This is a genomic window from Streptomyces sp. NPDC025806 (assembly GCF_055558275.1).
Genome location: NZ_JBVHMU010000003.1, coordinates 175784 through 200798, shown reverse-complemented (window position 1 = coordinate 200798; position 25015 = coordinate 175784). Strand labels below are relative to the sequence as shown.

At 71.3% G+C, this 25015-nt stretch carries 26 protein-coding genes and 2 pseudogenes; 6 read left to right on the top strand and 22 right to left on the bottom strand.

Features of this window, described 5'->3' with window-relative positions; genetic code table 11:
• The 6 genes and pseudogenes from ACZ4E1_RS08010 to ACZ4E1_RS07985 all read right to left on the bottom strand — a co-directional run.
• Nucleotides 1-1167, bottom strand: a complete 1167-nt coding sequence (locus tag ACZ4E1_RS08010; RefSeq protein WP_467536941.1) for an AAA family ATPase — start codon at nt 1165-1167, stop codon at nt 1-3.
• A gap of 143 nt (nt 1168-1310) precedes the next feature.
• The gene (locus ACZ4E1_RS08005; protein WP_467536939.1) at nt 1311-1697 is read right to left on the bottom strand and encodes a cell division protein SepF; all 387 of its coding nucleotides are present in this window, start codon (nt 1695-1697) and stop codon (nt 1311-1313) included.
• Between the two features lie 95 nt (nt 1698-1792).
• A complete protein-coding gene (locus ACZ4E1_RS08000) occupies nt 1793-3130 on the bottom strand; it encodes an FtsX-like permease family protein (protein WP_467537589.1) in 1338 nt (445 codons plus the stop codon).
• Nucleotides 3131-3142: 12 nt separating this feature from the next.
• A complete protein-coding gene (locus ACZ4E1_RS07995) occupies nt 3143-3955 on the bottom strand; it encodes an ABC transporter ATP-binding protein (protein ID WP_467536937.1) in 813 nt (270 codons plus the stop codon).
• A 120-nt stretch (nt 3956-4075) separates the two neighbouring features.
• Nucleotides 4076-4924 carry an ABC transporter ATP-binding protein gene (locus ACZ4E1_RS07990; protein ID WP_467536935.1) on the bottom strand — a complete coding sequence of 283 codons (849 nt, stop codon included), beginning with the start codon at nt 4922-4924 and terminating at the stop codon, nt 4076-4078.
• Nucleotides 4925-5085: 161 nt separating this feature from the next.
• A pseudogene (locus ACZ4E1_RS07985) lies at nt 5086-5313 on the bottom strand (potassium-transporting ATPase subunit C); the annotation flags it as partial.
• A 14-nt stretch (nt 5314-5327) separates the two neighbouring features.
• On the opposite strand from ACZ4E1_RS07985, the gene ACZ4E1_RS07980 reads away from it, so the two are divergent.
• Nucleotides 5328-5423, top strand: a complete 96-nt coding sequence (locus tag ACZ4E1_RS07980) for a hypothetical protein (RefSeq protein WP_467536934.1) — start codon at nt 5328-5330, stop codon at nt 5421-5423.
• A 25-nt stretch (nt 5424-5448) separates the two neighbouring features.
• Here the strand turns inward: ACZ4E1_RS07980 and ACZ4E1_RS07975 are convergent, their stop codons facing one another.
• Complete coding sequence (locus ACZ4E1_RS07975) at nt 5449-6252, bottom strand: thioesterase family protein (RefSeq protein ID WP_467536933.1); 804 nt, start codon at nt 6250-6252, stop codon at nt 5449-5451.
• A 241-nt stretch (nt 6253-6493) separates the two neighbouring features.
• Between ACZ4E1_RS07975 and ACZ4E1_RS07970 the strand changes: the two genes are divergently transcribed.
• The gene (locus ACZ4E1_RS07970; protein WP_467537588.1) at nt 6494-8911 is read left to right on the top strand and encodes a glycoside hydrolase family 2 protein; all 2418 of its coding nucleotides are present in this window, start codon (nt 6494-6496) and stop codon (nt 8909-8911) included.
• A complete protein-coding gene (locus ACZ4E1_RS07965) occupies nt 8908-9945 on the top strand; it encodes a LacI family DNA-binding transcriptional regulator (protein WP_467536931.1) in 1038 nt (345 codons plus the stop codon). The genes ACZ4E1_RS07970 and ACZ4E1_RS07965 overlap by 4 nt, the downstream gene beginning before the upstream one ends.
• 148 nt (nt 9946-10093) lie before the next feature.
• On the opposite strand, the gene ACZ4E1_RS07960 is transcribed toward ACZ4E1_RS07965, so the two are convergent.
• The 5 genes from ACZ4E1_RS07960 to ACZ4E1_RS07940 form a co-directional block, all read right to left on the bottom strand.
• Nucleotides 10094-10357 (bottom strand): GlsB/YeaQ/YmgE family stress response membrane protein, encoded by a 264-nt coding sequence (locus ACZ4E1_RS07960; protein WP_467536930.1) that lies wholly within the window; start codon nt 10355-10357, stop codon nt 10094-10096.
• Between the two features lie 114 nt (nt 10358-10471).
• Nucleotides 10472-10693 (bottom strand): hypothetical protein, encoded by a 222-nt coding sequence (locus ACZ4E1_RS07955; RefSeq protein WP_467536928.1) that lies wholly within the window; start codon nt 10691-10693, stop codon nt 10472-10474.
• A gap of 2 nt (nt 10694-10695) precedes the next feature.
• Nucleotides 10696-11088, bottom strand: a complete 393-nt coding sequence (locus tag ACZ4E1_RS07950) for a carboxymuconolactone decarboxylase family protein (RefSeq protein ID WP_188336385.1) — start codon at nt 11086-11088, stop codon at nt 10696-10698.
• A 126-nt stretch (nt 11089-11214) separates the two neighbouring features.
• Nucleotides 11215-12171, bottom strand: coding sequence for a sigma-70 family RNA polymerase sigma factor (locus ACZ4E1_RS07945; RefSeq protein ID WP_467536927.1), 957 nt, complete (start codon nt 12169-12171; stop codon nt 11215-11217).
• 165 nt (nt 12172-12336) lie between these two features.
• Nucleotides 12337-13536, bottom strand: a complete 1200-nt coding sequence (locus ACZ4E1_RS07940; protein WP_467536926.1) for an NAD(P)/FAD-dependent oxidoreductase — start codon at nt 13534-13536, stop codon at nt 12337-12339.
• Between the two features lie 410 nt (nt 13537-13946).
• On the opposite strand from ACZ4E1_RS07940, the gene ACZ4E1_RS07935 reads away from it, so the two are divergent.
• Nucleotides 13947-14264: a hypothetical protein gene (locus ACZ4E1_RS07935; RefSeq protein WP_246532363.1), complete on the top strand. Its 318-nt coding sequence runs from the start codon at nt 13947-13949 to the stop codon at nt 14262-14264.
• 46 nt (nt 14265-14310) lie between these two features.
• Here the strand turns inward: ACZ4E1_RS07935 and ACZ4E1_RS07930 are convergent, their stop codons facing one another.
• Complete coding sequence (locus tag ACZ4E1_RS07930; RefSeq protein WP_467536924.1) at nt 14311-14493, bottom strand: hypothetical protein; 183 nt, start codon at nt 14491-14493, stop codon at nt 14311-14313.
• 71 nt (nt 14494-14564) lie between these two features.
• On the bottom strand, nt 14565-15185 hold the full coding sequence (locus ACZ4E1_RS07925) for a TetR/AcrR family transcriptional regulator (RefSeq protein ID WP_116157415.1): 621 nt from the start codon (nt 15183-15185) through the stop codon (nt 14565-14567).
• A 264-nt stretch (nt 15186-15449) separates the two neighbouring features.
• Here ACZ4E1_RS07925 and ACZ4E1_RS07920 point away from each other — a divergent pair, with 264 nt between their 5' ends.
• Complete coding sequence (locus tag ACZ4E1_RS07920) at nt 15450-15983, top strand: TetR/AcrR family transcriptional regulator (RefSeq protein ID WP_467537587.1); 534 nt, start codon at nt 15450-15452, stop codon at nt 15981-15983.
• Nucleotides 15984-16383: 400 nt separating this feature from the next.
• Here ACZ4E1_RS07920 and ACZ4E1_RS07915 read toward each other — a convergent pair whose 3' ends face one another.
• The 7 genes and pseudogenes from ACZ4E1_RS07915 to ACZ4E1_RS07885 all read right to left on the bottom strand — a co-directional run bounded on the left by ACZ4E1_RS07915 (nt 16384) and on the right by ACZ4E1_RS07885 (nt 23228).
• Nucleotides 16384-16662 (bottom strand): helix-turn-helix transcriptional regulator, encoded by a 279-nt coding sequence (locus ACZ4E1_RS07915; protein WP_467537586.1) that lies wholly within the window; start codon nt 16660-16662, stop codon nt 16384-16386.
• Between the two features lie 123 nt (nt 16663-16785).
• A pseudogene (locus ACZ4E1_RS07910) lies at nt 16786-17070 on the bottom strand (helix-turn-helix domain-containing protein); the annotation flags it as partial.
• A 144-nt stretch (nt 17071-17214) separates the two neighbouring features.
• Complete coding sequence (locus ACZ4E1_RS07905; RefSeq protein ID WP_467536923.1) at nt 17215-17568, bottom strand: DoxX family protein; 354 nt, start codon at nt 17566-17568, stop codon at nt 17215-17217.
• Nucleotides 17565-19532: an acetoacetate--CoA ligase gene (locus ACZ4E1_RS07900; RefSeq protein WP_467536922.1), complete on the bottom strand. Its 1968-nt coding sequence runs from the start codon at nt 19530-19532 to the stop codon at nt 17565-17567. Before ACZ4E1_RS07900 ends, ACZ4E1_RS07905 begins: the two co-directional genes overlap by 4 nt.
• Nucleotides 19529-21106 carry a bifunctional 3-(3-hydroxy-phenyl)propionate/3-hydroxycinnamic acid hydroxylase MhpA gene (mhpA, locus tag ACZ4E1_RS07895; protein ID WP_467536920.1) on the bottom strand — a complete coding sequence of 526 codons (1578 nt, stop codon included), beginning with the start codon at nt 21104-21106 and terminating at the stop codon, nt 19529-19531. Before mhpA ends, ACZ4E1_RS07900 begins: the two co-directional genes overlap by 4 nt.
• A 9-nt stretch (nt 21107-21115) precedes the next feature.
• Complete coding sequence (locus ACZ4E1_RS07890; RefSeq protein WP_467536918.1) at nt 21116-22054, bottom strand: fumarylacetoacetate hydrolase family protein; 939 nt, start codon at nt 22052-22054, stop codon at nt 21116-21118.
• Between the two features lie 28 nt (nt 22055-22082).
• Nucleotides 22083-23228 (bottom strand): VOC family protein, encoded by a 1146-nt coding sequence (locus tag ACZ4E1_RS07885; RefSeq protein ID WP_362012365.1) that lies wholly within the window; start codon nt 23226-23228, stop codon nt 22083-22085.
• A gap of 135 nt (nt 23229-23363) precedes the next feature.
• Between ACZ4E1_RS07885 and ACZ4E1_RS07880 the strand changes: the two genes are divergently transcribed.
• A complete protein-coding gene (locus ACZ4E1_RS07880) occupies nt 23364-23999 on the top strand; it encodes a TetR/AcrR family transcriptional regulator (RefSeq protein WP_181924416.1) in 636 nt (211 codons plus the stop codon).
• A gap of 11 nt (nt 24000-24010) precedes the next feature.
• Here the strand turns inward: ACZ4E1_RS07880 and ACZ4E1_RS07875 are convergent, their stop codons facing one another.
• Nucleotides 24011-24793 carry an LmeA family phospholipid-binding protein gene (locus ACZ4E1_RS07875; RefSeq protein WP_467536917.1) on the bottom strand — a complete coding sequence of 261 codons (783 nt, stop codon included), beginning with the start codon at nt 24791-24793 and terminating at the stop codon, nt 24011-24013.
• Nucleotides 24794-25015: the final 222 nt, after the last annotated feature.

The window sequence follows — 25015 nt, the reverse complement described above, 5'->3', positions numbered from 1 at the left end:
TCACGGCCTCAGGTCTACCACCGTCGCCCCGTGCGTCCGCGCCTCGGCGACGACGGCGGATCCCTCCGCCACCGCGGCGACCAGGCGGATGTGACCGCGGGCGCACATCCGGGCGGCGAGCGCGGCCAGTTCACGGCTCTGGGCCGGGTCGAGCCCGCGGTCGAGGCCGTCGGCGAGCACGGTCAGGGTCTGGTAGGCGTCCGGCACCTCCGCGACGGTGTCGACGTCCAGCACTCCCGGTCCGGTGAGCAGCACCAATGCCAGGGCCAGGTAGCGCAGTTCACCGTCGGCGAGGCGTTCGACGGGCGTGCCCGGGCCGGATTCCCGGCCGACGACGGCGCGGACCAGGCCGTCGGTGCCGGTCTCGGCGAGGACCTCCCGCACGGGACCCGCGAGTCCGGCGCGGGCCGCGGCGACCAACAATCCGTGCCGGTGGGAGCATTCGGAGCGGGTGCGCCGCAGCACCGCGGCGAGGTTGTCGCAGCCGGCGAGCAGCATGCCGTCGCCGACCGGGACGGGGGCGCGCATCCGGGCGGGCTCGGGGTCGCAGGCGAACAGGGAGCGCAGGCCGACGACCGCCTGTTCCGCGGCGGCCAGCACCTGGCGCTGGCCCTGGGTGCGGCCGGCGACACGCAGCGGGAGCAGCGCGGTGCCGAGGAGGTCGTCGGGGAGCGGGCCGCGGGTGACGGTGACGGATCCGGCGGTGTGCCAGGCGGCCTGGACGTCGCGCCGGCCCGGGTCGCGCAGGGCGGTCTCCAGGTAGGTGACGCCGGGGCCGGTCAGGCGCTCGCCGACGATGCGGAGTTCGGGTTCGGCCTGGACGGCCAGGTCGAGCCGGACGGGTCCGACCGGTCCCAGGACGGTGCAGCCGATACGGAATCCGCGGCGGTCCTGGGCGTCGGGTCTGGCCTGCTCGGGGACGCAGGCGGCGGGGTCGGGGAAGACCTCGGTGAGGTGCGCTCCCCCGCCGAGCCGGGCGAGCGCGTCAAGGGCCCGCAGAACACTGGTCTTCCCGCTGCCGCTCGGGCCGGTCAGTACGGTGAAGGGGCTGAGGGGGACGGTGGTGCCGCGGTGTCGAGCGAAGGCCGAGAGCCGCAGCTCGGTCACGTACGGGCGGTCCGGGGTCGGGCCTGGTAACGCGGGCGCGCCCGGCTGAAGCACGGTCATGTCGATGAACGTAGGCGTCCGCGCCCGGCAGAACCGATTTCCCTCGATGACCTTCCTACGATCGGGGGACTATGCCGCCCGGGCTTGCCTGGCGGCGCCCCCGCTCGATACGGCCCCGCTCGCCACGGCTTCGGGCCTCGGGGTCAGCCGAGCGCGCCCGCCCCGGCCACGAGACCCTGGACCTCGGTGCCGGGCGGGGCGAGCAGGAACACGTTGCGGTCGACGCGGTGCATGCCGCAGCCGAGGCCGAGGACCACGCCGCTGCTGAAGTCCAGGACGCGCTTGGCGACTTCGCCCTCGGCGCCGGTCAGGTCGAGCAGGACGGGGATGCCGGACATCACGGTCTCGGCGACCTCGCGGGCGTCACCGAAGACGTTGACGCGCAGGACGACGAAGCGGCGGCGCGGCTCGGTCTCGTACTCGGGCATCGCCCGGTGGTCGACCGCGGACGGCCATTCGTTGCGGCTGCGCAGCGGTACGACCTGAGCGAGCCCTTCCCACTGTTCGTCAGTGACGTCGTGGCTGTTCAATGCCCCCACCCCGTCCGGGCTCGTACTACTGTCTGCACCGGTCAATTCTTACGCCATGTCACCCGTTCAGCCCAACAGCGACACGGACGGGCATGTCACGCGGCGAGGGTCACGGCCTGCACCGCCGGGACCTTCAGCCCGCGCCGGGCAGTGGCCAGGCTGGTGACCAGGGTGGCCGTGGCGGCCATGGCCACCACCGCGATCCAGATGCCGAGGCCCTGGTGCGGGAGCAGCCCGTCGGTGCGGACGGCGGTGAACGGGAGGAGCCCCGCGAGTGCGGCGAGTGTGCCGAAGAACACGCCGGTGACGGTCAGGACGACGCCCTCCGCGGCGACGCCGCCGAGGACCTGCGCGGGTGTGGCTCCGGCGAGGCGCTGCTGGCCGAACTCGCGGACGCGGTAGGCCGTCGCCGCGTAGAGGGAGTTGATCAGCATGACGCAGGCGAAGACGACGATGATGCCGACCACGGTGAGGTTGAGCGTTTCGAGGTTCTTGTCCTCTATTGATCGGGTGAGCCCGGAGGACTTGATCGCGTCGTTCTCGACGGCCTGCATGTACAGGGTCGCGGTGGCCATGCCGGTGAAGAGGATCAACGGCATGAGGACGCCGGAGAGTTGTGCGGCGCGCTGTCGCAGGTTCCGTACGGTCAGGTAGCCGCTCGCGCCGGTAAGGGCGGTGACGAGGGGCTCGGCGCGGTGCAGGACGGCGCGCAGGAGGTCGGTGGAGACGAGGGCGAAGCCGACGGAGAGCAGGATGGCTCCGTAGGCGGGGGCCGCCATGAGGGCGGCGTCGTTGGCGTTCATCGCGAAGGTGCTCGTGACCGCGAGGGCGCCGAGGGCGAGCGCCGCCCAGGAGGCGGTCTTCCGGGCGCGGCCGGGCCGCCTGGCCTGGCCGGCGGCGGCCTTCGTGGCGCGTCGGACGGCGAGGAACGCCGCGCCCGCCGAGGCGAGCAGGGTGACCGTGACGCCGGACATGAGGGCGATCGGGCCGAAGGTGTGATGGACGGAGTCGGCGACCTGGCCACTGTCCTTGAACACGTCGAGCAGCAGCGAGCCGCCGAGTGCAGCCGGGCCGACGGCGAGGACGGTGGCGACGAGTGCGACGGTGACGGCTTCGCCGACGACCATGCGCTTGATCTGGGCGGGGGTCGCGCCGGTGTGGCGCAACAGCTGGATCTCCTCGGCCCGTTGACGCACGTTGACGGTCAACGTGGAGGCGATGGCGAAGAAGACGAGCAGGGTGCCGTAGCCGCCGACGACGCTCGCGGCGGTGGTGAGGGTGTCGGAACTGATCTTGTCGACGCCGTCCGCGCCGGCGGTGTCGTGCATCGAGTTGAACGTCATGACGATGGTGGCGCCGAGGAACGCGGACAGGAGTGTGGCGACGAAGCGGCCGGGGCGCTGGCGTACGGAGCGCAGGGCGAGGCCGAGCATGGTGAACACGGTTCACACTCCCATCGGGGTGTTCGGGGTGGTGTCGCCGAGGTGGGCGAGGCGTTCGGCAACGGCGTCGACGGTCGGGGCGGTGAGTTGTCCGGCGAGCCGGCCGTCGGCGAGGAACTGGACGGTGTCCGCGTAGGAGGCGGCGACCGGGTCGTGGGTGACCATGACGACGGTCCTGCCGTGCAGTCGGACGGCCTCCTGGAGGAGTCGCAGGACATCGCGGGCGCTGCGGGTGTCGAGTGCTCCGGTCGGTTCGTCGGCGAAGATCACGGACGGTTCGGTGACCAGCGCGCGGGCGATGGCGACGCGCTGGCGCTGGCCGCCGGAGAGCTGGTCGGGGCGGTGTCCGAGCCGGTCGCCGAGGCCGACGTCGGTGAGGACGCGCTCGACGCGTTCCCGGTCGACGCGGCGGCCCGCGAGCTTGAGCGGCAGGATCGTGTTCTGGGCGACGGTGAGGGTGGGCAGCAGGTTGTACTGCTGGAACACGAAGCCGACGCGGGTGCGGCGGAAGCGGGTCAGGGCGGCCTCGCCGCGGGCGGGGCCGGGGCCGCCGCTCATCTCCTCGCCGTCGACGGCGACGACGCCGCTGTCGGGCCGGTCGAGTCCGGCCGCGCAGTGCAGCAGCGTGGACTTGCCGGAGCCGGAGGGGCCCATCACGGCGGTGAACGTGCCCGCGGGCAGGCTGAGCGTGATGTCGTCGAGGGCGGTGACGCGGTCGGCGCCGCCCTCGTCCGTGCCGTAGGTCTTGGTGACCCGGACCAGGCGCAGCGCCTCCGCGTGGGCCGTGTGCCGGGGTGTCCGTCCGTGGTGTCGCATGATCGCCGTTCCCCTTGTCCGGCGCGCTCTGCGCCTCGTCCTACGACGCTAGGGACGGCGGGCGGCCAGCACACGGGGCGTACGTGGCGGGCCGGGGTGGTGCTGGGTCCACCGCGCCGGTTACGGCTGACCCGTGGAGCGGGCGAGCCAGCGGCCGGCGTGGCGGGTGACCTCGATGGGGCGGCCGAAGCAGGCGGTCATCCGGTCGGGGGTGAGGACGTCCTCCACGGGGCCGCGGGCGAGGACGCGTCCGTCGCGCAGCAGGAGGGCGTGGCCGATGGCCGGGGAGAGCTCCTCCAGGTGGTGGGTGACCGTGACGGTGGCCAGGTGCGGGCGGCCCGCGGCGAGCCGGCGCATGGTGTCGATGAGGTCCTCGCGGGAGGGCAGGTCGAGCGCGTTGAACGGCTCGTCGAGCAGCAGCAGCGCGGGGTCGGCCATGAGAGCGCGGGCGATGAGGACACGGGCGCGCTGGCCTCCGGAGCAGACTCCGTAGGGGCGGTCGGCGAGCTCCTTGATGTCGAGTTCGGCGAGCAGCGCGTCGGCGCGGTCGCGGACCTCGGTGTCGTAGGCCTTCCAGAGCGGTTGGACGGTGCCGGTGTGGCCGGTCAGGACGACGGTGTGGCCGGGGAGGTCGAGGGGGACGCGCTGGGAGGTGGAGACGTGGCCGATGTGGGCGCGCAGTTCGCGGACGTCGACGCGGCCGAGGCGGTGGCCGAGGACCTCGACGGTGCCGGTGGTGGGGTGGTGGGTGGCTCCGACGAGGCGCAGGATGCTGGTCTTTCCGGCGCCGTTGGGGCCGAGCAGGGCCCAGTGTTCGCCGGCCCGGACGGTCCAGTCGATGCCGTCGAGGATGGTCTGGCCGGTGGTGATGCGGCGCAGGCCGACGCCGTCGAGTGCGGCCACGATCCGGCCGCCACCGCCGCCTTCGGGGCAGGTGCGCGTGCTCGTGTCGTCCAGGTTCTCGCTCATGGTGCGTGCCTCCCGCCGGAACAGTAGCTGTAGGCGACACGCATACGGGCGGGGTGTCCGGTTCGTGGACGGTGGGCGGGGCTGCGGGGCGGACCGGCGGGTGGTCCGGTCCACCCCATGCTGCGGCCCGCGCGGTGTCCCCGGGGGGCGGCGGTCGCCGATCAACTGTTGCGCGTCAACTGTTGCAGGGCGTCGTTGAGTTCGAGGACGTTGACGTTGGGTTCACCGACGAAGCCTTGGGTGCGGCCATCTGTGTGGAGGTCGGCGTAGGCCGGGGAGACGGCGGGGTCGAGGCCGGAGCCGGAGGAGGTGACGGCGTCGGCCGGGATGTCGGCCGGGTCCACCCGGTGTCCGCGCCCTGAGCGCCCGGATCGAGGCGCGGGGCGAGCGCCCGTTCCGGCATGTGGCCGCGTCCGACACGGCGGCGGTCGCGCTGCACGGGCGGCTCGGCTTCGAGGTGCGGCGCCCGGGCGAGGTTCCAGGGCTTCCGCATCCCTGAAGCGTGAGCCCCCGAAGCGTGCAGGTCAGCGCTGTGGCTGGGGCCTGACCGTGAGGATCTGCTGCGCCGTCCCGACGGGCCCGTCGGTGTCGTGCAGCACCGTGCTGGTGACGCCGTGCCCGGCCGGGCCGAAGGTCACCGTCGTGTCGAGGCCGGTCCAGGGGCCGCGCGGCTGCCTGTGCAGGTGCAGGGTCAGATCGACGTTGGGGAACATCCACTCGTTCGGCGACTCGCGCACGGCAATGCCGTTGGCGGTGTCGACGAGGGCGACGAAGGACGCGAGCGCGCTGCTCGGTTCGCCGGCCACGAGGTCGAGCGGCGTCGAGATCCAGGCGGTGGTGCGACCGGGACGTGGCGGCGTGAGGGGGCGTACGTCGATCGAGGCGATGTAGCCGCCGGGCCAGTGGTCCGCCATCGGCCAGGGGGCGAGCGCGTCGGGCGGGGTGAGCCGGTCGGGTCCGCCGCCGGCGACGGCCGTGGTGTCGGCAGCGGCGAGCAGCCAGGCGCGGGCGCGCACCACGGCGCGTCCGGCGATCAGGACGACGGCTTCGAGGAGTTCGATGGTGCGGCCGGGCCGGACGGTCTCCACCCGGATCTCGCACTCGTCGAGGGCGAGCCTGCCGAGGATGTCGAAGCTGATCCGGGCCACGGTGAGCCCGGCGGTCTCCGGGCGGGCGGCCAGATGCCGGTCGATCGCGTGGACGACGAGGCCGCCGAGCGGGCTGAAGTGCTGCTCGTCGGGGTCCCAGGCGCCGCCCGCGTGCGCGGTGGGCTTGTAGCGGAACGCGTCGATGGGCTCGTAGTAGCTGTGGTGACTGCCGGTGGACAACGGACACTTCCCCTTCCTGTCGCGGGGCGCCGTCCCTCGACCGGGTCGCGGCCGGGGGCGAGGCCCGGCGACCAACGTAACCGAGCGGCCGCTCACGCGTACTAGACCGGTTAAGAAGCGGCGGGCTAGGTTGGCGCGCAGCGTCCGTGAACCGGTGGTGAACCGGTCATGGCCCGGTCCTGGCCCGTCAGTTGGGAGTCGCACCATGCAGCCCGCGCAGCCCCCGCAGCCCCCGCAGCCTTTGAAGCACACCGTTCCGCTCGACTCGGGGTGGAGCCTGGACCACGACGGGAGGCCGCTGCCCGCGCAGGTGCCGGGATGTGTGCACACCGATCTGCTGGCGGCGGGCCTGATCCCGGACCCGTTCATCGGCTCGGCCGAGCTCGACGTCGACTGGGTGGGGCGCCGCGCCTGGACGTACACACGGGACGTGACCGCCGAGGAGACCGCGGCGGACGAGCGGCACGAGCGCACGGATCTGGTGTTCGACGGCCTCGACACGGCGGCCCGGATCACGCTCGGCGGGCGGGAGGTGGGCCGCACCCGGAACATGCACCGCTCGTACCGCTTCGACGTCACGGGCCTGAGCGGGCCGCTGGACGTGGAGTTCGCCTCCGCGTACGACGAGGCGGAGGCGGTGCGGCGCGTGACGGGCGACCGGCCGAACGTGTATCCGGCGCCCTCCCAGTACATCCGGAAGATGGCGTGCAGTTTCGGCTGGGACTGGGGTCCGACCGTGGTCACGGCGGGCATGTGGCGTCCGGTCCGGCTGGAGCGCTGGTCGACGGCGCGGCTCGCCCGGGTCCGGCCGCTGGTGACGGTCGGCGCGGACGGCACGGGCCGCGTCGACCTGCGGATCGACGTGGAACGCACGGCGCGGGGCGCGGACCGTGCGCTGACCGTGCGGGCCGGCGTCGCGGGCGTCACCGTGGAGGGCGAGGTCGAGGGCGACGGCACGACCCTGGTCCTGGAGGTGCCGGACGCGCGGTTGTGGTGGCCGCGCGGATACGGCGAACAGCCGCTGTACGACGTCGATGTGGCGCTGCTCGACGGCGGGTCGGTGCTGGACGGCTGGGAGCGCCGGGTCGGGTTCAGGAGCATCGAGATCGACCGGTCGCCGGACGAGCACGGCACCGGCTTCACGTTCGTGGTGAACGGAGTCCGCGTCTTCGTACGAGGTGTGAACTGGATCCCCGACGACGTGCTGCCGTCCCGGGTGACGCCCGAGCGCTACCGGACGCGACTGCGGCAGACGGCGGAGGCGAACGCCGATCTGGTGCGGGTGTGGGGCGGTGGCATCTATGAGGACGAGGCGTTCTACGACGCCTGTGACGAGCTGGGTCTGATGGTGTGGCAGGACTTCCTCTTCGCCTGTTCCACCTATCCGGAGGAGCAGCCGCTGCGCGGGGAGGTCGAGGCGGAGGCGCGGGAGAACGTGGCGCGGCTGATGCCGCATCCGAGCCTCGTGGTGTGGAACGGCAACAACGAGAACCTGTGGGGCTTCCGGGACTGGGGCTGGGAGGAGGAGCTTGCCGGGGACTCGTGGGGCGAGGGGTACTACCTGGGGCTGCTGCCGCGGGTCGTCGCCGAGCTCGACCCGACGCGGCCCTACATGGCGGGCAGTCCGTGGTCCGGTTCCTGGGACCACCACCCCAACCATCCGGATCACGGCACGCACCACTCGTGGGACGTGTGGAACCGGGTGGACTACACCGAGTACCGGGCCGATGTGCCGCGGTTCGTGGCCGAGTTCGGCTGGCAGGCGCCGCCCGCGCTCGCCACGCTGCGCCGGGCGCTTCCCGGTGAGGAGCTGGCCCCCGACTCCCCCGGCATGCTGCACCACCAGAAGGCGGAGGACGGCAACGGCAAGCTCCAGCGCGGTCTGGCCCGCCATTTCGCGATGCCCGAGGGCGACTTCGACCGCTGGCACTACCTCACGCAGGTCGTCCAGGCGCGCGCCGTCGCGACCGGCATCGAGCACTGGCGCTCCCACCGGCCGCGCTGCGCCGGCACGATCGTCTGGCAGATCAACGACTGCTGGCCGGTCAGTTCCTGGTCCGCGATCGACGGCGACGGCCGCCTCAAGCCGCTCTACCACGAGCTGCGCCGCCTCTACGCGGATCGGCTGCTCACCCTCCAGCCCGGCCCGGACGGGCCGGTGCTCGTCCTCGACAACCAGTCCTCGCAGGCGTGGAGTTGCACGGTGACGCTGCGCCGCATGCGGGCGGACGGCACGGAGACCGCGCGCGTGCCGCTGGAGGTCACCGCGCCCGCGCGCGAGGTGCTGCGGCTTGCGGTGCCGGCGCGTGCCGTTCCCGCGGCGGGCTCGGCGAAGGAGTATCTGGTCGCGGACGCCGACGGGCTGCGCGCGCTCCACTTCGAGGCGCGCGACCGCGCGTTCGCCTATCCGGAGCCGCGTTTCGACATCGCGGTCGAGAGCGTCGGTGGGTCGCGGGACACGGTCGACGTCGTGGTCACCGCCCATACGCTCGTACGAGATCTGCTGCTCCAGCCCGACCGCCTCGCCCCGGACGCCCACACCGATCGGGGTCTGGTCACCCTGCTGCCCGGCGAGACGACGAGGATCCGGGTGCACGGCGCGCCGGGCTGCGGGGCCAACGCGATCCGGGCCGCCCTCTTCTGCGTGGAGCCGGTATGAGCGTGAGAGGCGACGGCCGGCGGGTCACCATCAGGGACGTCGCGGCGGCGGCAGGGGTGTCGAAGGGCGCGGTGTCGATCGCGTTCAACCACAAGCCGGGGCTGTCCGAGCCGACGCGGGAGCGGATCTTCGGGGTGGCGCGCGAGCTCGGCTGGGCGCCGGACGCGTCGGCGCGCAGCCTGTCGCGGCGCCGCACGGACACGGTCGGTCTGGCGCTGTGCCGTCCGGCGCGGCTGCTCGGCCTGGAGCCGTTCTACATGGAGTTCGTGTCCGGTCTGCAGAGCGTGCTGGCGGAGCGTTCCTGCTCGCTGCTGCTGCGGCTCGTCGGGAGCCGGGAGGAGGAGATCGGGCTGCAGGAGGCCTGGTGGCGCGAGCGGCAGGTCGGCGGCACGGTCCTCGTCGACCTGGACCGGGACGATCCGCGGGTCGCGCCGGTCGCGGCGCTCGGCGTCCCGGCCGTCGCGGTCGCCCACCCGGACCTGGCCGGCGGGCTGCCCTCGGTGTGGCGGGACGACGTGGCCGCGATGGACGAGGCGGTGCGGTACCTCGCGGCGCTCGGGCACCGCCGGATCGCCCGGGTCGGCGGACCGGAGCGGCTCGGTCACAGCGTGCTGCGCGCACAGGCCTTCGGCAGCGCGCTGGGCTCGCTCGGTCTCGACGCGGGGCCCCAGGTCGCGACCGACTACTCCGGTGAGGAGGGCGCCCGCGCGACGCGGGCGCTGCTGCTGCGGCCGGAGCGGCCGACGGCGATCGTGTACGACAACGACATCATGGCCGTGGCCGGGCTCGGGGTGGCCGCCGAGCTGGGCATCCCGGTCCCGGACGAGCTGTCGTTGCTGGCCTGGGACGACTCCCAGCTGTGCCGGCTGACCCGCCCGTCACTGTCGGCGATGAGTCATGACGTGCACAGGTTCGGGGCGGATGTGGCGAGGGCGCTCTTCGAGGTGATCGAGGGGCGCGCGCTCGGTACGGAGCCGGTGTCCCGCCCGTCGCTGTCCCCGCGCGGGTCGACGGCGACACCGCGGACGCCTTGATGACCTTGATGCGTCTCGATGCACCTTGATTGTCTTGGTCATCTTGATCGCCCAGGCCATGTCTTGATGGCCCAGGCGATGCCTTGATGGCCCAAGCGATGTCTTGACGCGTCTCTCGATGCTTGATGCTTGACGCGTCTCTTGACGATCAGCGTCGTCCCTTGAGCCGCTCCACGGCGGTGACGCCGACGGCGGCGAGGCCCACCTGTATGGCGAGCTCGATCCAATCGACGCCCCGGGTATCGGCGACGTCGATCGCACCGGCGACGGCGGTGCCGACCAGTGCGGCGGCGATGCCGACGAGGATCGTCCACAGGACACCGATGCGCTGACGGCCCGGGATCACCAGACGTCCCAGGATGCCGATGACGATGCCGATCACGATCGCGGTGAAGATGCCGGAGATCTCCATGACTGCTGCCTGCCCCTCGTCGAGTCCCTGCGACGCCCCGTGGGGATGGACGCGACAGTGGCCCGGCGGGTTGAGCGGGCGCCGGGTCGGGCGGGTTCAGGGCGGTCGAGACGGTCAGGGGTCGGGCTTCTCCTCCGATGCGGCGGGTGCCTCGTGAAGGCGGCGTGCCTGGTCGTCGTAACCGCTCAGCACTGCTCTGAGCTGCTCCAGCGACTCCTCGGGGATGTCGGGCGGAGCGGACTCGACCACGTAACGGGCGGCGGCCACGAGGGCCGCGAACTCGAAGGCGTGGGCGGTCGCCCGCAGGACTCCGGGCCGGGCCCACTCCAGGCGCATGATCAGCCCTTCGACGACAGGTATTCCTTGATCTGGCCGAGTTCCTTCTCGAAGTCGTCGTAGTCCTCGCGCATCCCGTTGAGGTACGCGCTCCAGCCGAGGCTGTTCTTGGCGTAGTGGACGGCTTCCTGGATCTCCTCGTCCGTGGCCCCGAACAGCTTCGCGGCCTCGGTGTGGAACAGCGTGCAGTAACGGCACTTCGTCTCCGAGTGCAGCGCGATCCCGATGAGCTCCTTGTACTTGTTCGGGATCAGCGTCTCGCCGAGTTCGAGCTTCTTGAAGATCTCCCACTCGTAGTCCAGGAGGTCGTCGGGGATCGCGGAGAAGAAATGAGGCACGAGCCCCAGCGTCTCCTTGATCTCCGCCTCCACCTCGCCCCGGTTACGTCCCGCCATGGCGACCACTCCTCTCAGCCGAAGCGGAACCGGTTCCCCTTGTCCACGATATGCCTGGGCGGGGGGCCTGGGCATATGCAGACGTGTACCGGGCGGGCACGTGGCCGGGCCGCGGCCGGCGCCGGGTCACCAACGGTCGATCAGCGGTGTGTCCGGTGTGTGCTGTCGCCAGGCTTCGGTGAGGCGGGCGAGGCGGGTGGGGGCGGAGATGCCGCGCACGGTGGCGATCTTGCCGTCGGCGAGGTCGAACGTCACCGCGCCGGTGACGCGGTCGCCGAGCACGAAGAGGACGGCGGGGGCGCCGTTGACGAGCGCGTAGTGGAGGGCGAGCGGGCCGCCGGCGAGTCGCCGCTTCGCGGGGGTGGGCTTGAGGCCTGCCCGCACGACGGCGGCGATGCGCGGCGGCGAGTCGTACCGCAGCAGCGTCTCGGCGCGACCGCCGACGCCGTCGGAGATCGCTGTCGCGTCGTCGGTGAGCAGCGCCACGAGCTGTTCGGTGCGCCCGGAGGAGGCGGCAGCGAGGAATTCCTCGATGATCCTGCGGGCGGATGCCGGGTCGGCTTCCGCGCCGGCGCGGCGTGTGGCCGTGACGCGGCGCCGGGCCCGGTGGAGGTGCTGCTGGCTCGCGGTCTCGGTGATGTCGAGGATCTCGGCGATCTCGGCGTGGGTGTGGGCGAACGCCTCGCGCAGGACGTAGACGGCCCGTTCGACGGGTGACAGCCGCTCCATGAGCATCAGGACGGCCAGGGAGACGGATTCGCGCTGCTCGAAGGTGTCGGCCGGGCCGAGCATCGGGTCGCTGTCGAGGAGCGGTTCGGGCAGCCAGGCGCCGACGGCGCGTTCACGGCGGGCCTGTGCCGAGCGGAGCCGGTCGAGGCACAGGTTGGTGACGACCTTGGTCAGCCACGCCTCCGGCACCCTGATCCGCTGCCGGTCCGCTGCCTGCCAGTGCAAGTAGGCGTCCTGCACGGCGTCTTCGGCATCGGTGGCGGATCCGAGCAGTCGGTACGCCAGCGAAGCGAGCCGGCTCCGACCGGCCTCGAACCGGTCGGTGTCGAATCGATCAGTGGTGGCGCTGTCCATGTGGACCACCCCAAGCGGTGCGGTGGAAGACGACTCTGACCGGGCCATCTTGCCTGTACGGGCAGGACGTTGCGGGGACGGATGATGTGCCCGGCCGAAGCGGCGACGGTTCGGCCGGCCGCGCGGCGGTGGTCGGGGACCGACCCCGCGGCGCGGACCGGAGAGTTACGCGACCGCCTTCTCTGCGAGCGTGTTCTGCGGGGCCGCCAGGCGGTGCTTGCGCTTGGGCAGGCCGAACGTCGGGTGGGAGGTCGCCCACAGCGCCGTCCTGATGATGCCGTTCTTGATCCGCGCGACTTTCCGGCCGCCCAGGAACCTCGGTTTGGCCCGCCCTTCCCCGTCGACCATCTGCATGATCCCGTCCAGCCGCCCGAGGCTGATGTGGTTGCCCACGTACTCCAGCTTGGTGTTCGGGATCTCACGCCCGGTCAGACGCGCCACGACCGCTCCCGCGGCCTGCCGGCCCGTGTAGCCGGCCGAGGCGCAGGACATCGGCAGCGGCCGGCCGTTGTCACCGACGACGAAGGCGCTGTCGCCGACGGCGTAGACGTCCGGGTGCGACACCGACCGCATGGTGCGGTCGACCGTGATGCGACCGTCGTCGGTGACCTCCAGGCCGCTCGCGGCGGCGAGTGGCCCGACGACGAATCCGGCCGTCCACACGGTCGCGTCGGACGCCAGGACGGTGCCGTCGGCGCACAACACCCGTGTGGCTTCGACGGCTTCGACACTGGTGTGCTCCACGACGGTGACGGCCAGGCGGGCGCACGCCTCGCGCAGGTGGCCACGCGCACCCGCCGAGAGCGCGGCGCCCAGCTCGCCGCGGGCGACCAGTGTCACCGACAGGCCGGGCCGGGATTCGGCAATCTCGGTGGCGGTCTCGATGCCCGTCAGCCCTTCGCCGACGACCACCACACGGCCGCTCTCGCCGCGCCCCTCCAGGCGGTCCAGACGCTCGCGCAGGCGCCGCGCCGACGGCCGGGCGGCGATGTCGAAGGCATGCTCGGCCGCCCCGGGGACGCCGCGGTCGGCCCCGTGGCTGCCGAGCGCGTACAGCAACGTGTCGTAGCCGAGTTCGCCACCGCCGTCGGTGTCGGCCACTGCGACGACCCGGCGGTCGGGGTCGATGGCGGTGACGCGGCCGACACGCAGCCGCACCGCCGTGCCCGCGAAGACATCGGTGAGCCGGGGAGCCTCGATCTCCTGCCCGGCGGCGAGCTGGTGCAGCCGCATCCGCTGGACGAAGTCCGGTTCGGCGTTGACCACGGTGATCTCGGTGTCCGCCGGTGCCAGCCGGCGCGCCAGGGTCCCTGCCACGTAGGACCCCGCGTACCCGGCGCCGAGGACGACGATGCGGTGCTTCATGAGGTGCTCCCGTCTGTTCGCTTGCTCTCAGCGACTTGAGCGGGGCAGGACCTCGATCCCTGACAGGAACCTCATGTGACCCGCGTCACACCGCGACGGCGCGCACGAGGGCGCTGTCGACGGGACACCGGCAACGTGCACATGCCGCCACCATGCACGGTGGCGGCATTCGCAGAAACAGCAGGTCAGCGACCCTTGTCGGCGGGCTCCAGGATCGCGACGCACTCCACGTGGTGCGTCACAAAAACAGGTCCACACAAAACATGTCGAAGAAAACCGCAGGTCAGCGGCGCGCGGGCCGCGAAACGGACACAAGATCAATGTGCATCATGTGCATGACGGGCGCTACGTGCGACCTCTGACGCACGTCCGAAGGGCAGCTGGGGCACCACGCAGCCGAATCGCGCAGTTTGGCGTTCCCGAATGCCCTTTGCGTCACGACTGGCAACGACACCGACTACCCGCCCGGCGACGGCTCCAGTAGTGGTGGCTCCGTCCTTCTGACCGCTGGCATCCTGCGAGCGATCCGTGAGTGGTTCGACACGCGTGGCGTTTCCGCGCAGCGGCAGATCGAGCGCTACAACCGGGACGAGCTGATCGCCGACTTCGACGAGGCAAACGGCCCCACCGCCCCGGGGCGGCTGCCGCCGAGGAGGCCAGGCTGCCCGGTGGCACTCCATCCGATGCCGGCGCGACCGCCCGAGCGGCGCGCTTGCTGTCCGATCTGAAGTCCACCGGGCTGCACGCGGTCATCGATGCCGGGTGGCTCGATGGTCAGCGGGCGTGGAGGAAATGGCGGTCCGCGTCAGTCAGGGCCTGCCCGAGCAGATCGACGATGTGGTCGAGTTCGTCGCGGGTGGCGATCAGGGGTGGTGCGATCTGCACGACCGAGTCGCCGCGGTCGTCCGCGCGGGCCAGGAGTCCGAGGGCACGCAGGAGTGCGGGAAGGAACTGCACAGTAGACCGGACTCACGCACGGATCACGACGCCCAAGGGCGATCACGCCCTCATCCCGCGGAGGGGAGCGGTCAGCCTGATCCCGCGTCTGCGACTGCGCGCAGCCCATGAAGGAACAGGTCGAGGAACCGGTCACGGACTGCGTGCGTGTTCATGCCGCGGAGGCGGGCGATGTGTGTGCTGAACCCGCCGATCGACGCCGCGAAGGTCTCCGCGGCCACGGAGCGGTCGATGTCGCTGCGGAGTTCGCCGCGCACCTGGGCGTCGCGGAGGACGTCCTCGATGACGGCCAGCGGCTGGTCGATGCAGTCGCGCTGGAACGTCGCGTAGAGCTCGGGGTGGTCGGGGAATTCGAAGCTGCAGTGAGCTCCGATCAGCCAGCGGGGGCTGGCGAGATGCTCGGCCATGGCGTCGTAGAGAAGCCGTATGTCCTTTTCGAGGCTGCCCGTGCACGGCGGGTCGAGCCGCACGGACAAGGTGGCCAGGCCGGCCAGGATCAGATCTTCGCGCTCGGGCCAGCGCGAGTAGAGGGTTCGTTTGGCGACCTTGGCACGCGCGGCGACGGAGTTGATACGGAAACCAGCGATGCCGACCTCGGCGAGTTCGTCCACGACCGCCTGGAGTATGCGTTCATCCGCGCCCGGGTCGCGGGGCCGTCCACGCTTCGCCGCGGCCGGTGACGTGCGTGCCATGCCTGTCCCTTCCAGTGTGCTCGTGGTCCAGTTTCCCAGGTGGCCCGGATCGATCGTCAGGGCCGGGCTTCACCCGTGTCCCTTTTCACTACCGAAACGGTTTCGTATTCATGCTTCCTCGGGATAGATTCTCCTCGCACGGAACGGTTCCGTTCGAGGGAGTCGCTGATGTTGACGGAGGCCGAGCGCAAGACGTCAGCAGCGTCCGCGCGGCCGGACCGCGCGAGGCCGCGTAGGCGGATATCGCCCGAGCGCGAGGCAGAGATGCACGAGGCCGTGCTCGATGTGCTGCGGGAATCCGGTTACGAGGCCCTGACCATGGACGCCGTGGCCGCCCGGGCCCAGTGCAGCAAGGCCACCCTTTACCGCCAGTGGACGGGCAAGCCGGAGCTGGTCGCCATGGCGCTACGCCATCAAAAGCCCGCCACCCTTGCCGGTGTCGACGCCGGATCCCTGCGGGGTGACTTCCGGGCGATGGTGGCGCAACTGGACGACCGGCAGATGATGAGGAACGCCTCGCTCATGCGCGGCCTCGTCCAGGCCGTGCACACCCATCCCGATCTGTTCCAGGCGCTGCGTGAACTGCTCGTCCACCCGGAGCTGACGGGACTCGACAAGGTGCTCGCCCGGGCGGTCGAGCGGGGTGAGATCAGCGCGGCCTCGCCGACCCTGACCTACGTGCCGCACATGCTGCTCGGTGCCCTGATCGCCCGTCAGTTGATCGAGGACAAGTCGCCCGACCGAGCCTTCGTGAGCCATTACATCGACGCCGTTGTCCTCCCCGCCCTCGGCGCCTGAACCGCCGCACAACGGCGTACGGCACCACAAGCGTCGTGCGGCGCCATAGCGGACCGTCTGCCGATCGAGTCAATCCACAAACTGGCCGCCATCACCCGGGGACGTCATCAAGGACGCGGCGCGAAGCGGCGGCTCACTTCTGACGTGGGGTGACCTGCGGCTGTGGATGGCGGGCGGGCTGCCGCACCTGCACCCGGACGACCAAGGTGGACGCCTGGTCGCCGGCGACCGGGAGACACCGGTCGGTGAACCGCTGCTGTCCGGACTCGTCGCGAGCTCAGACGCAGGCACATCCTGCTCCGCCTGGGCTGCATGCCAGCCCACGGACGACGTCCTCAGAGGGCTTTTCGCGATCCTGCTACCCACTGGGCTCGACTCGGCAGGGCGGTGTGCCTCGGAATCAGCCGTTGTCCGTGCCGGTCCGGCTGTGCTGGCCCTGGAGCAAGACGCTGCTGGGTGTCACGCCGAACGCCTGCTTGAAGGCTGTGCTGAAGTGGCCCGTGTTACTGAAGCCCCAGCGGAAGGCAACGTCGGTGACCGTCGTGCCGCCATGCGCACGTGAGAGGTCCCGGTTGCAGGCCTTCAGGCGACGCTCCCGGATCCAGCGACCCACTGTTGCGCCCGTACCGGCATGAGCGAGATGCAGCGTGCGAACGGAGATGTCGAACGCCTCGGCGATGGAGGAAGCGCAAAGGTCCGGATCATCCAGGTGGTCCTCGATGTACCGGTGGGTCCGTATGAGCAGCGCCTCGCGGGCGCTGCTGGAAACAGGCTGCTCCGGAGCGGGGACGAGGGCCGTTTCGAGGGTGTCGAAGAAGGTCTGGGAGGCAACGGCCAGATCCGCGTCGGACAGGTGGTCGAACTCGCGCGTGATGGCCTGCAGCTGAGCGGCAGCGATCGAGGCGAGCCCTGACCCTGGCCGCACGGAAACGACACCGCCGGCGCGGGAGGCACTTCCGGCAATCGCCTGGGGCAGCCGCTCGCGGGGCAGGAGCAGGTACAGCTCACGGTGGTCCCCCACGACCTCGAAGTCGTGCGCCAGTTCACTGTCCCAGACCAGCAGGTCGCCGGGACCGAGTTCGACCTCGCTACCGCCGACGTACCGGGCTGACCAGGACTCTTCAGCAAGATCGTGTTACGAGCTCAAAGCCGGCCGAGCAGACGGAGGACGGTCCGTGATCCGTCGGGGGCGACAAGGTCTCATGCGTCGCGACGGCGCACATTTAGGACATCAGCCGGCTGCGACCGTCGCCCCGGCGTACGCCACCGCCGCCAGGGCCAGGACGGCGGCCGGTAGGGCCCGCATGGGCGGATCGCCGTGGCGCAGGTGGACCACTGCTGCCGCGGTCATGAGCAGCGCGAGTCCGATCGCGGCGGTCATCCCGAGTAGGGCGGAAGCCAGTCCGATTACCAGTCCGACGGCTCCGGCCACTTCCAGGGTGCCGACGACGCGGTAGAGGCCCGGTGGCATGCCGAGGTGTGCTGCCGCCTGCCGCATGAACGGCACCGCGGCGATCTTCCCCAGTCTCAGCGGGAGGAAGACGAGGGACAGTACGGCGGCGAGGGTGACCTGTGCGGTGGTCACGCCGGCCGCCTCCGGCGTTCGGCGCCCAGGCGGGCGAAGTGGTCGATGAGGTCGGGGGCGTCCACGGCTGCCGGGTTGACGACCTGCTCGACCGGGGCGCCCTGGAGGAGGCGCTTGACGGGGACTTCGAGTTTCTTGCCGGTGCGGGTGTGCGGGATGCCGGGGACTTCGAGGATCTCGTCGGGGACGTGGCGGGGTGAGGCGCCGGTCCGGATCGCCTCCTTGATCTTCTCGCGGAGCGGGTCGTCCAGGGTCGCGTCGTCTGCGAGGACGACGAACAGGGGCATCCAGTAGCCGCCGTCGGGTTCTTCCGCGCCGATGACGAGGGCCTCGGTGATCTCGGGGAGGCGTTCGACGGCGTCGTGGATGTCGGCGCTGCCCAGGCGTACGCCGTTGCGGTTCAGGGTGCTGTCGGAGCGGCCGTGGACGATCACGGAGCCGTGTCCGGTGACGGTGATCCAGTCGCCGTGCCGCCAGACGCCGGGGTGGGAGGAGAAGTAGGCGTCGCGGTAGCGGGTGCCGTCGGGGTCGTTCCAGAAGTACAGCGGCATGGACGGCATCGGGCGGGTGACGACCAGTTCGCCCACCTGGTCCACGATCGGGAGGCCCTCGGCGTCGTACGCGGCCAGGGCCACCCCGAGATGACGTGCGGACAGCTCCCCGGCCCAGACCGGTGTGTTGGGGGCGCTGCCCGCGAAGCCGGAGACGACGTCCGTGCCGCCGCTGGTGGACGCGAGCAGGACGTGGTCGCCGACGTGGTCGCGGACCCAGGGGTAGGCGGAGGCCGGCAGGGCGGAGCCGGTGCAGCCGACCACGCGGATCGACGACAGGTCGTGTGCCGAGGGGTCGATGCCGTACTTGGCCATGCCCAGCAGGTACTGGGGGCTGGTGCCGAAGACGGTCACCCGGTGGCGCGCGGCCAGCTCCCACAGGACGTCGAGCCGGGCGAAGGGTGCGGGGCTGCCGTCGTACGTACAGGTCGTGGCGCCGGTCAGCAGGGTGGAGGCGACCAGGTTCCACATCATCCAGTGGGTCGTGGTGTACCAGAGCAGACGGTCGCCGGGCCCGAGGTCGGAGTGCAGGCCGAGGGTCTTCAGGTGCTCCAGCAGGACGCCGCCGTGACCGTGGACGATGCCCTTGGGCAGACCGGTGGTGCCGGAGGAGAACACGACCCACAGCGGGTGGTCGAACGGCACCGGCGTACACGTGAGTTCCTCGGCGCGGGTGGACGCGTCCTCCCACGGCACCACCAGCGACGGGAACGCTCGCGAAGGCCACGGCAGGCCCACGTGGTCCACCAGTAGCGTCGCCTTCAACGTCGGGAGATGCGCGGCCAGTTCACCGGCGGCCTCGCGGCGGTCGTGGGTCGTGCCGTTGAAGAGGTAGCCGTCGGCGGCGATCAGGACGGTGGGTTCGAGCTGGGCGAAGCGGTCGGCGGCGGCCTTGGGGGCGTAGTCCTGCCCGCAGACCGACCACACCGCGCCCAGGCTCGCGGCGGCGAGGAAGGCGACGATGGCGTGCGGGGTGTTGGGCAGGTAGCCCACGACCCGGTCCCCCTTGCCGACGCCCAGATCGCGCAGTGTGGCGGCGACGGAGGCGACCTGGGCGCGCAGCCGGCCGCCGGTCACCTCGTGACTGGAGCCGGTCTCGTCGAGGGCGATGATCGCCACGGCGTCGTCGGTGAGGTTGCGCAGGGCGTGATGGGTGTAGTTGAGGGTGGCGCCGGGGAACCACCGGGCGCCCGGCATCCGCTCCTCGGCCAGCACCTGCTCGTACGGGGTGTCGGACTCGATGTCGAAGTACTCCCACACCGCGCGCCAGAAGCCTTCCAGGTCGGTGACCGACCAGTGGTGCAGGGTGGCGTAGTCGGTGCCGTCGAGCCCGGCGTGGCGGGCGAAGTCCATGATGCGGCTGTTCACGACGGCCTTGGGGTCAGGAGTCGTGAAGGGGTCCGGCCTGGTCATCGTGTGGCGCTCCTCAGCAGGCTCTTCTCGGCGGTCTGTTGGAGGGGGAGGGTGCTGCGCGTGGTGTGCAGGAGGGCCGCCCAGGCGGCGGTGTCGGTGAAGTCGTGCCTCCCGGCCGGAACGACGTCCATGACGACGTGGTCGGGGCGCAGCAGGACGGCATCCACCCTGCCGGCGCGCAGCCAGGCCGCGAGAGTGCCGTCGTCACCGAGGCCGGTGACAGGGATCGTCCGGGCGCCGAGCGCGTGGGCGAGGGCGTTCAGTGCGGGCCAGGGTTCGGCGGCGGTCAGGACGGTGAAGGAGTCGCCGAGCAGTTCGTCGAGGCGGATGCGCCGTCCGTCGAGTGCCACCCATGGTTGCGGGCAGTGGGTGCCCGCGAGGCCCCTGCGCATACGGCGCCGGACGAGGGGCCCGGCGGTCAGGGACGGGCTGAGGTCCCGGCCCGCCGCCGCGGTGAGGCCGGGTATGCGGCAGGCAGCGGCCAGGATCCTGCGGCGTAGTCCGGCGGCGCCGTCCTGGCCGCCGGTCATGGCCCAGCCCATGGCGACCGCGAGCCGGATCACATGCCGTGCGTGCGGCTTGCGCTCGCTCTCGTACGTGTCAAGCAGCCGCTCGTCGCCGCCCTGGCCCAGGACGCGGGCCAGCTTCCAGGTGAGGTTGTAGGCATCACGCAGGCCCGCGCACAGCCCCTGCCCGATGAACGGCGGGGTGAGGTGGGCGGCGTCGCCGAGGAGGAAGACTCGTCCGCTGCGCCACCGGTCGGCGATGCGCGCCCGGAAGGTGTACTGGGTCTCGCGGACGATCTCGAAGTCACCGTCGTGGGAGGGTGGCATCCATGGGGCGATCAGCTCCCGCACCGGTTGCCGCTCGTCCTGCAGCCGGAACTCCCAGCGGTAGCGGTCTTCGCCGACGCGCATGAAGGTCGCCGGGCGGTGTGGGTCGCAGACCTGGTCGACGCCTTCCCAGCAGCGGACGTCGGCGTTCGTGCGGACGTCGACGACGGTCCATCGTTCCTCGAAGCGCAGGTCCTCCCACGTGGCGCCGATGGCGTCGCGGGTGAGGCTGTTCGCCCCGTCGCAGCCGAGGACCGCCTCGGCCCACAGTTCGTACTCTCCGTCGTCGTCGCGGTAAGTCACGCGCACGGGGCCGGCGGTGTCCGGGCCGACGCCGGTAACCTCCACGCCGCTGCGCAGTTCGCATTGCGGGTTCCGGGCGAGGGCGTCGCGCAGCAGTCGCTCCAGCTCGGGCTGGTCGAACATGCTGGTCTGCGGGTAGCCGTGATGACCGTGCTCGGAGCGCCGGAACTCGGCCATGACCCGGTGCCGGGCGTCCAGCAGCCGCAGTCCGTTCGCGGGGCGGGCTATCTCTGCGAACTCCTCCCCCACGCCCGCGGCCTGGAGGATCCTGCGGACCTCGTCGTCGGTGGCGACGGCGCGCGGGAGCGGGTAGACGTCCCGGTGGCGTTCCAGGACGACGGTGCGCACCCCGCGCCGGGCGAGGAGGAGGGCGGCGGTCACGCCCACCGGTCCCGCGCCGATGATCACCACGGGTACCTGCTGTTCGGTGCGGCTCACCTCAGGTCCCTACTTCGCGTCCGTGACGGAGGTTCGCTGCTCGCCGAGGTCGATCCGGCCGTCCGGGGTCGCGATCGTCGCCGTGATCACGTCTCCCGCGTGCAGGTAGTGCGGGTTCTTCGCCTGGGACTTGAAGAAAGCCTTCCACTTCAAGGCGGGCGGCAGCAGTGCGCCGACCTTCTCGACCGGCTTCGGCGGGGCCTTGAGGGCCGTGCCGCCGGGCGTGCCGGTCAGGAGCAGGTCGCCGGGGTCGAGGGTCTGGAAACGGGCCAGCAGGGTGAGGGCCTGCGCCGGGCGGACGATCATGTCGGCGAGGGTGCGGTCCTGGCGCAGCTCGCCGTTGACGGACAGCTTCAGCCTGAGGTCGAGGAGATGGACGAAGTCCTCCGCCTCCAGCAGGGCGAGGTACGGGCCGGTCGGTGTGAAGGTCGGGTAGGACTTGCTCTCGTAGAACTGCGTCTTGGTCAGCTGGACGTCGCGCGCGCTGATGTCGTTGGTGACGACGAGCCCGGCGACGTACGACGGCAGGTCCCGCTCGTCGACCGTGGTGCCGATGGGCAGGGTGGCGCCCATGACGAGCCCGAGTTCGACCTCGTAGTCGAGGAACTTCACGTGCGAGGGCCGTACGACGGGGTCGCCGGGTCCGCTGACCGACCCGGACGCCTTGCGGAAGAAGGCGGGCGGGATGTCGCCCGTGAAGCCCGAATCACGGGCGTGACTCCGGTAGTTGACCATCTGGGCGACCACCCGGCAGGGGGTGGTGACCGGCGAGAGGACGGCCAGGTCGGCGACGGGCGTGCCCGCCTCGGTCGAGCGAGCCGCCTCTCGTACGGCGTCACGATCGGCGATCAGCTCGGCGGTGGTGGTGGCCTTGGTGTCGACAGGGATGGCCCGGTGGCCGCGGACGACCCACCATCCGTCGGCGGTGCGCAGGACGTTGGTGCTCATGTCAGTACCTTCGTGAGGGGGTCGGTGTTCAGGACTTGGCGGCTTTGAGCAGGCCCAGCAGGCGCGCCGGGTCCATCTCGTTGTCGCCGCGCAGGGCCTGGATGACGTCGCGGACCCGCTGCGGGGAGGGACTCGCGCCGAGGAAGTCACGCGTGGCCGGTGGACCCCACTGGGCAAGACCGCTGGTCGACATGGGTGCCCACCCGGGCTCGACGCCGCTGGAGAACAGGTCGCCGTCGGCGAAGTGCTCCAGCATGAAGCGGTCGGGGTCGCGCCAGTAGTCGAAGAGCTGGCTGCCCTGGATGTGCCGACCGACGCCCCAGCTGCGCTGGTATCCGCGTTCCTTGAGGTATTCGCCGCCTACGGCGATCGAGTCCAGGTCGGTGACCTGGTAGGCGGAGTGGACATAGCCGGTCCCCGGTCCCAGGTGCATGGCCAGCGTGTGATGGTCGGCCGGCACGCTGCCGAGGTCGCAGCGGATGAACGCCATGGTCGGGCCGCGGTCGCGCTGCCCGTCCAGGAAGAGAAAGTCGGACACGATCATCCCCAGCGTGTCCAGGTACCAGTCCAGGGCCCGGCCGAACACGCGGGTCTCCAGGACGACGTGGCCCAGCCGCTGGATCCGGGACGGCTCGCGCGGCGGCCGCTGCGTGGTGTTCGTACGACGATGGTCCGTACCGAAGTTGAGCAGCAGCGGCAGCTGCTCGGGCAGCGCCGGCAGCTGCTCGCCGCAGTGCACCACCCGCACCGGGAAGCCGGACGGATCGAGCAGGTCGACCGTCTTTCCGCCACCGGGTACGTCCGCGTCACGCACGTCGGAACCGGTGGCCCGCGCCAGCCGGTCCAGATCGGGACGCTCCGCCGCACGGAACGCCGGGCCGATGAAGCGGGACGTACGCCCGCGCCGGATCACCATGCACGGCGAGCCGGCGAACGTGCCGCGCAGCCACAGCTCGCTGTCGGTGCGCGCTGCGATCTGGAAGCCGAAGTCCCGGGCGAAGACCTCGGCTCGCTCCAGGTCAGGCTTCTCGAACTCCAGCCAGGCCAGGTCCGCGACCTTGATCACGGGATTCCGGGAGCGGCCGGGATGCTCGCCCCTCAGGGCTCCCTGTTCGCTATGCAGGTCCTGGTGGGCCGTTTTGGCATCGGCCCCGTGGACGCGGGTCTCAGACATGGTGTCCTCCGAGCAACATTGCCGTAATGAGGAAATCATCAACTTTGACAGTTCCTTCGTCAAGATGTTCCCGGCTGGAAATGATGGATTCATCAGAACTGCAGTCGTCATCGCCTGCGCGGTTAGACTTGGCGCATGCCTACGTCAGCCCCGCCCAGCAACCGATTCGAGCGACGTCGCGCCGAGACCCGTAGCGCCCTCATTCGCGCCGCCCGGCAGATACTCGCCGACAGCGGGGACACCGGCATCAGCATCCAGGCGATCGCCGAGCGCGCCGACGTGGGCTTCGGCTCCTTCTACAACCACTTCGAGTCGAAGGCCGAGCTGTTCGAGGCGGCGGTGGTGGACGCCCTGGAGGAGTACGGTCGGAACTTCGACCAGCGCCTGGCGGAGATCGACGACCCTGCGGAGCTCGTCGCGGCGGGCTTCCGGCTCAGCGCACGCATGGCCGACTCCCACCCTGAACTGATGCAGGTCCTGCGCCGTCGCGGCCTCGGTCACATCCACTCGGACAACGGCCTGGCCCGGCGGGCGCTGCGTGACATCGAGGTCGGCACGGCCTCCGGCCGCTTCACCGTGGCCGACCCGACTGTGGCCCTGTCCGCACTGGGCGGCACCCTGCTGTCCCTGGTGGAGCTGAGGTTCGCGCGCCCCGACGTGGACGGTGACGAGGCTGCGGTGAACCTGGCCGAGATGGCCCTGCGCATGCTGGGCGTACCACCGGACGACGCCCACGAGGTCGCCCGGCGCCCCCTCCCCGGCCCCGTCTGAGACGACCGCTCCTACCCGGCGGCGGACGAACCCTGCCGGAAGGCGACCGAGCGGCCGGTGAAGGCGGCGTCGATTCCGTCCCGCGTGGTGGTGACGGATCGCAGGTGCAGCCCCTCGGGGACGCTCTCCAGCGGGATGGGATCTTCCAGGGCTCTGTCCAGCAGCGTTTTCAGCGGAGGAAGCAGCTCGCCCCGGACGGTGCGGACATCCGTGAAGGCGATGCGGTTGCCCGTTGCCGCCGAGACGGCCGCGCTCACGGTGACGTCGCCGACGACCGGCAGAACGGCCGTCGCACCGATCCGGTCCGTTTCGCCACCTGGTGACATCCGCACACCGAGCGCGCCCGACACGTCACCGTACGAGAGGAACGCGGTCGCCTCGACATGGTCGGCGTGAGCCTCCTCAGCACTCCCGGAGGTCTTCAGCCCGTCAAGGCGTACGGTCAGCTTCGTCACCGGCAGGGGCCGAGTCGAGCCGTTCGCGGGTATGTCATGGGCGGCCAGGTCGATGTGCCGGAGGCTGCCCTTCGCCAGCTGGGTGAGCACGGGGAAGCCGCTGACGCGTACCGACGGCCGATCCGCGGTTCCCATGCCGTGCTGGAACGCCTCGGCCGTACGGCTCTCCGCACGGGCCGCCGCGATCCGGTCCACCGCGACGCCACCAGTCAGCAACGCCGCCATAGAAGCGGCGACGACGATCAGGAGCCGCCCCCTCGGGGCAGAGAAGCCCGTGGACAAGGAATCGCCGCGGTAGGGCTCGCCGGCGCGTCCGTCATCGGGCTGGGGCTGGTACATGGGAGTGCTCTCCAGAAGGCGGTCAGGAACTTCTCGGGATGAGTCTCTGAGACGAGGGCGCCGATGCACTCGGGCCGGCCGAGCCCTCGGACGCAGGCCGCGGCTCGGTCACCGTCCGCACCCATCGCGATCAGCGCGGCGGTCGCGGTGCGGGTGCCGTCGTCGGGCCAGGTCCCGGCGTTCACGCACTCCAGCAGGCCCAGCGGATGCCCCTCCAGCACC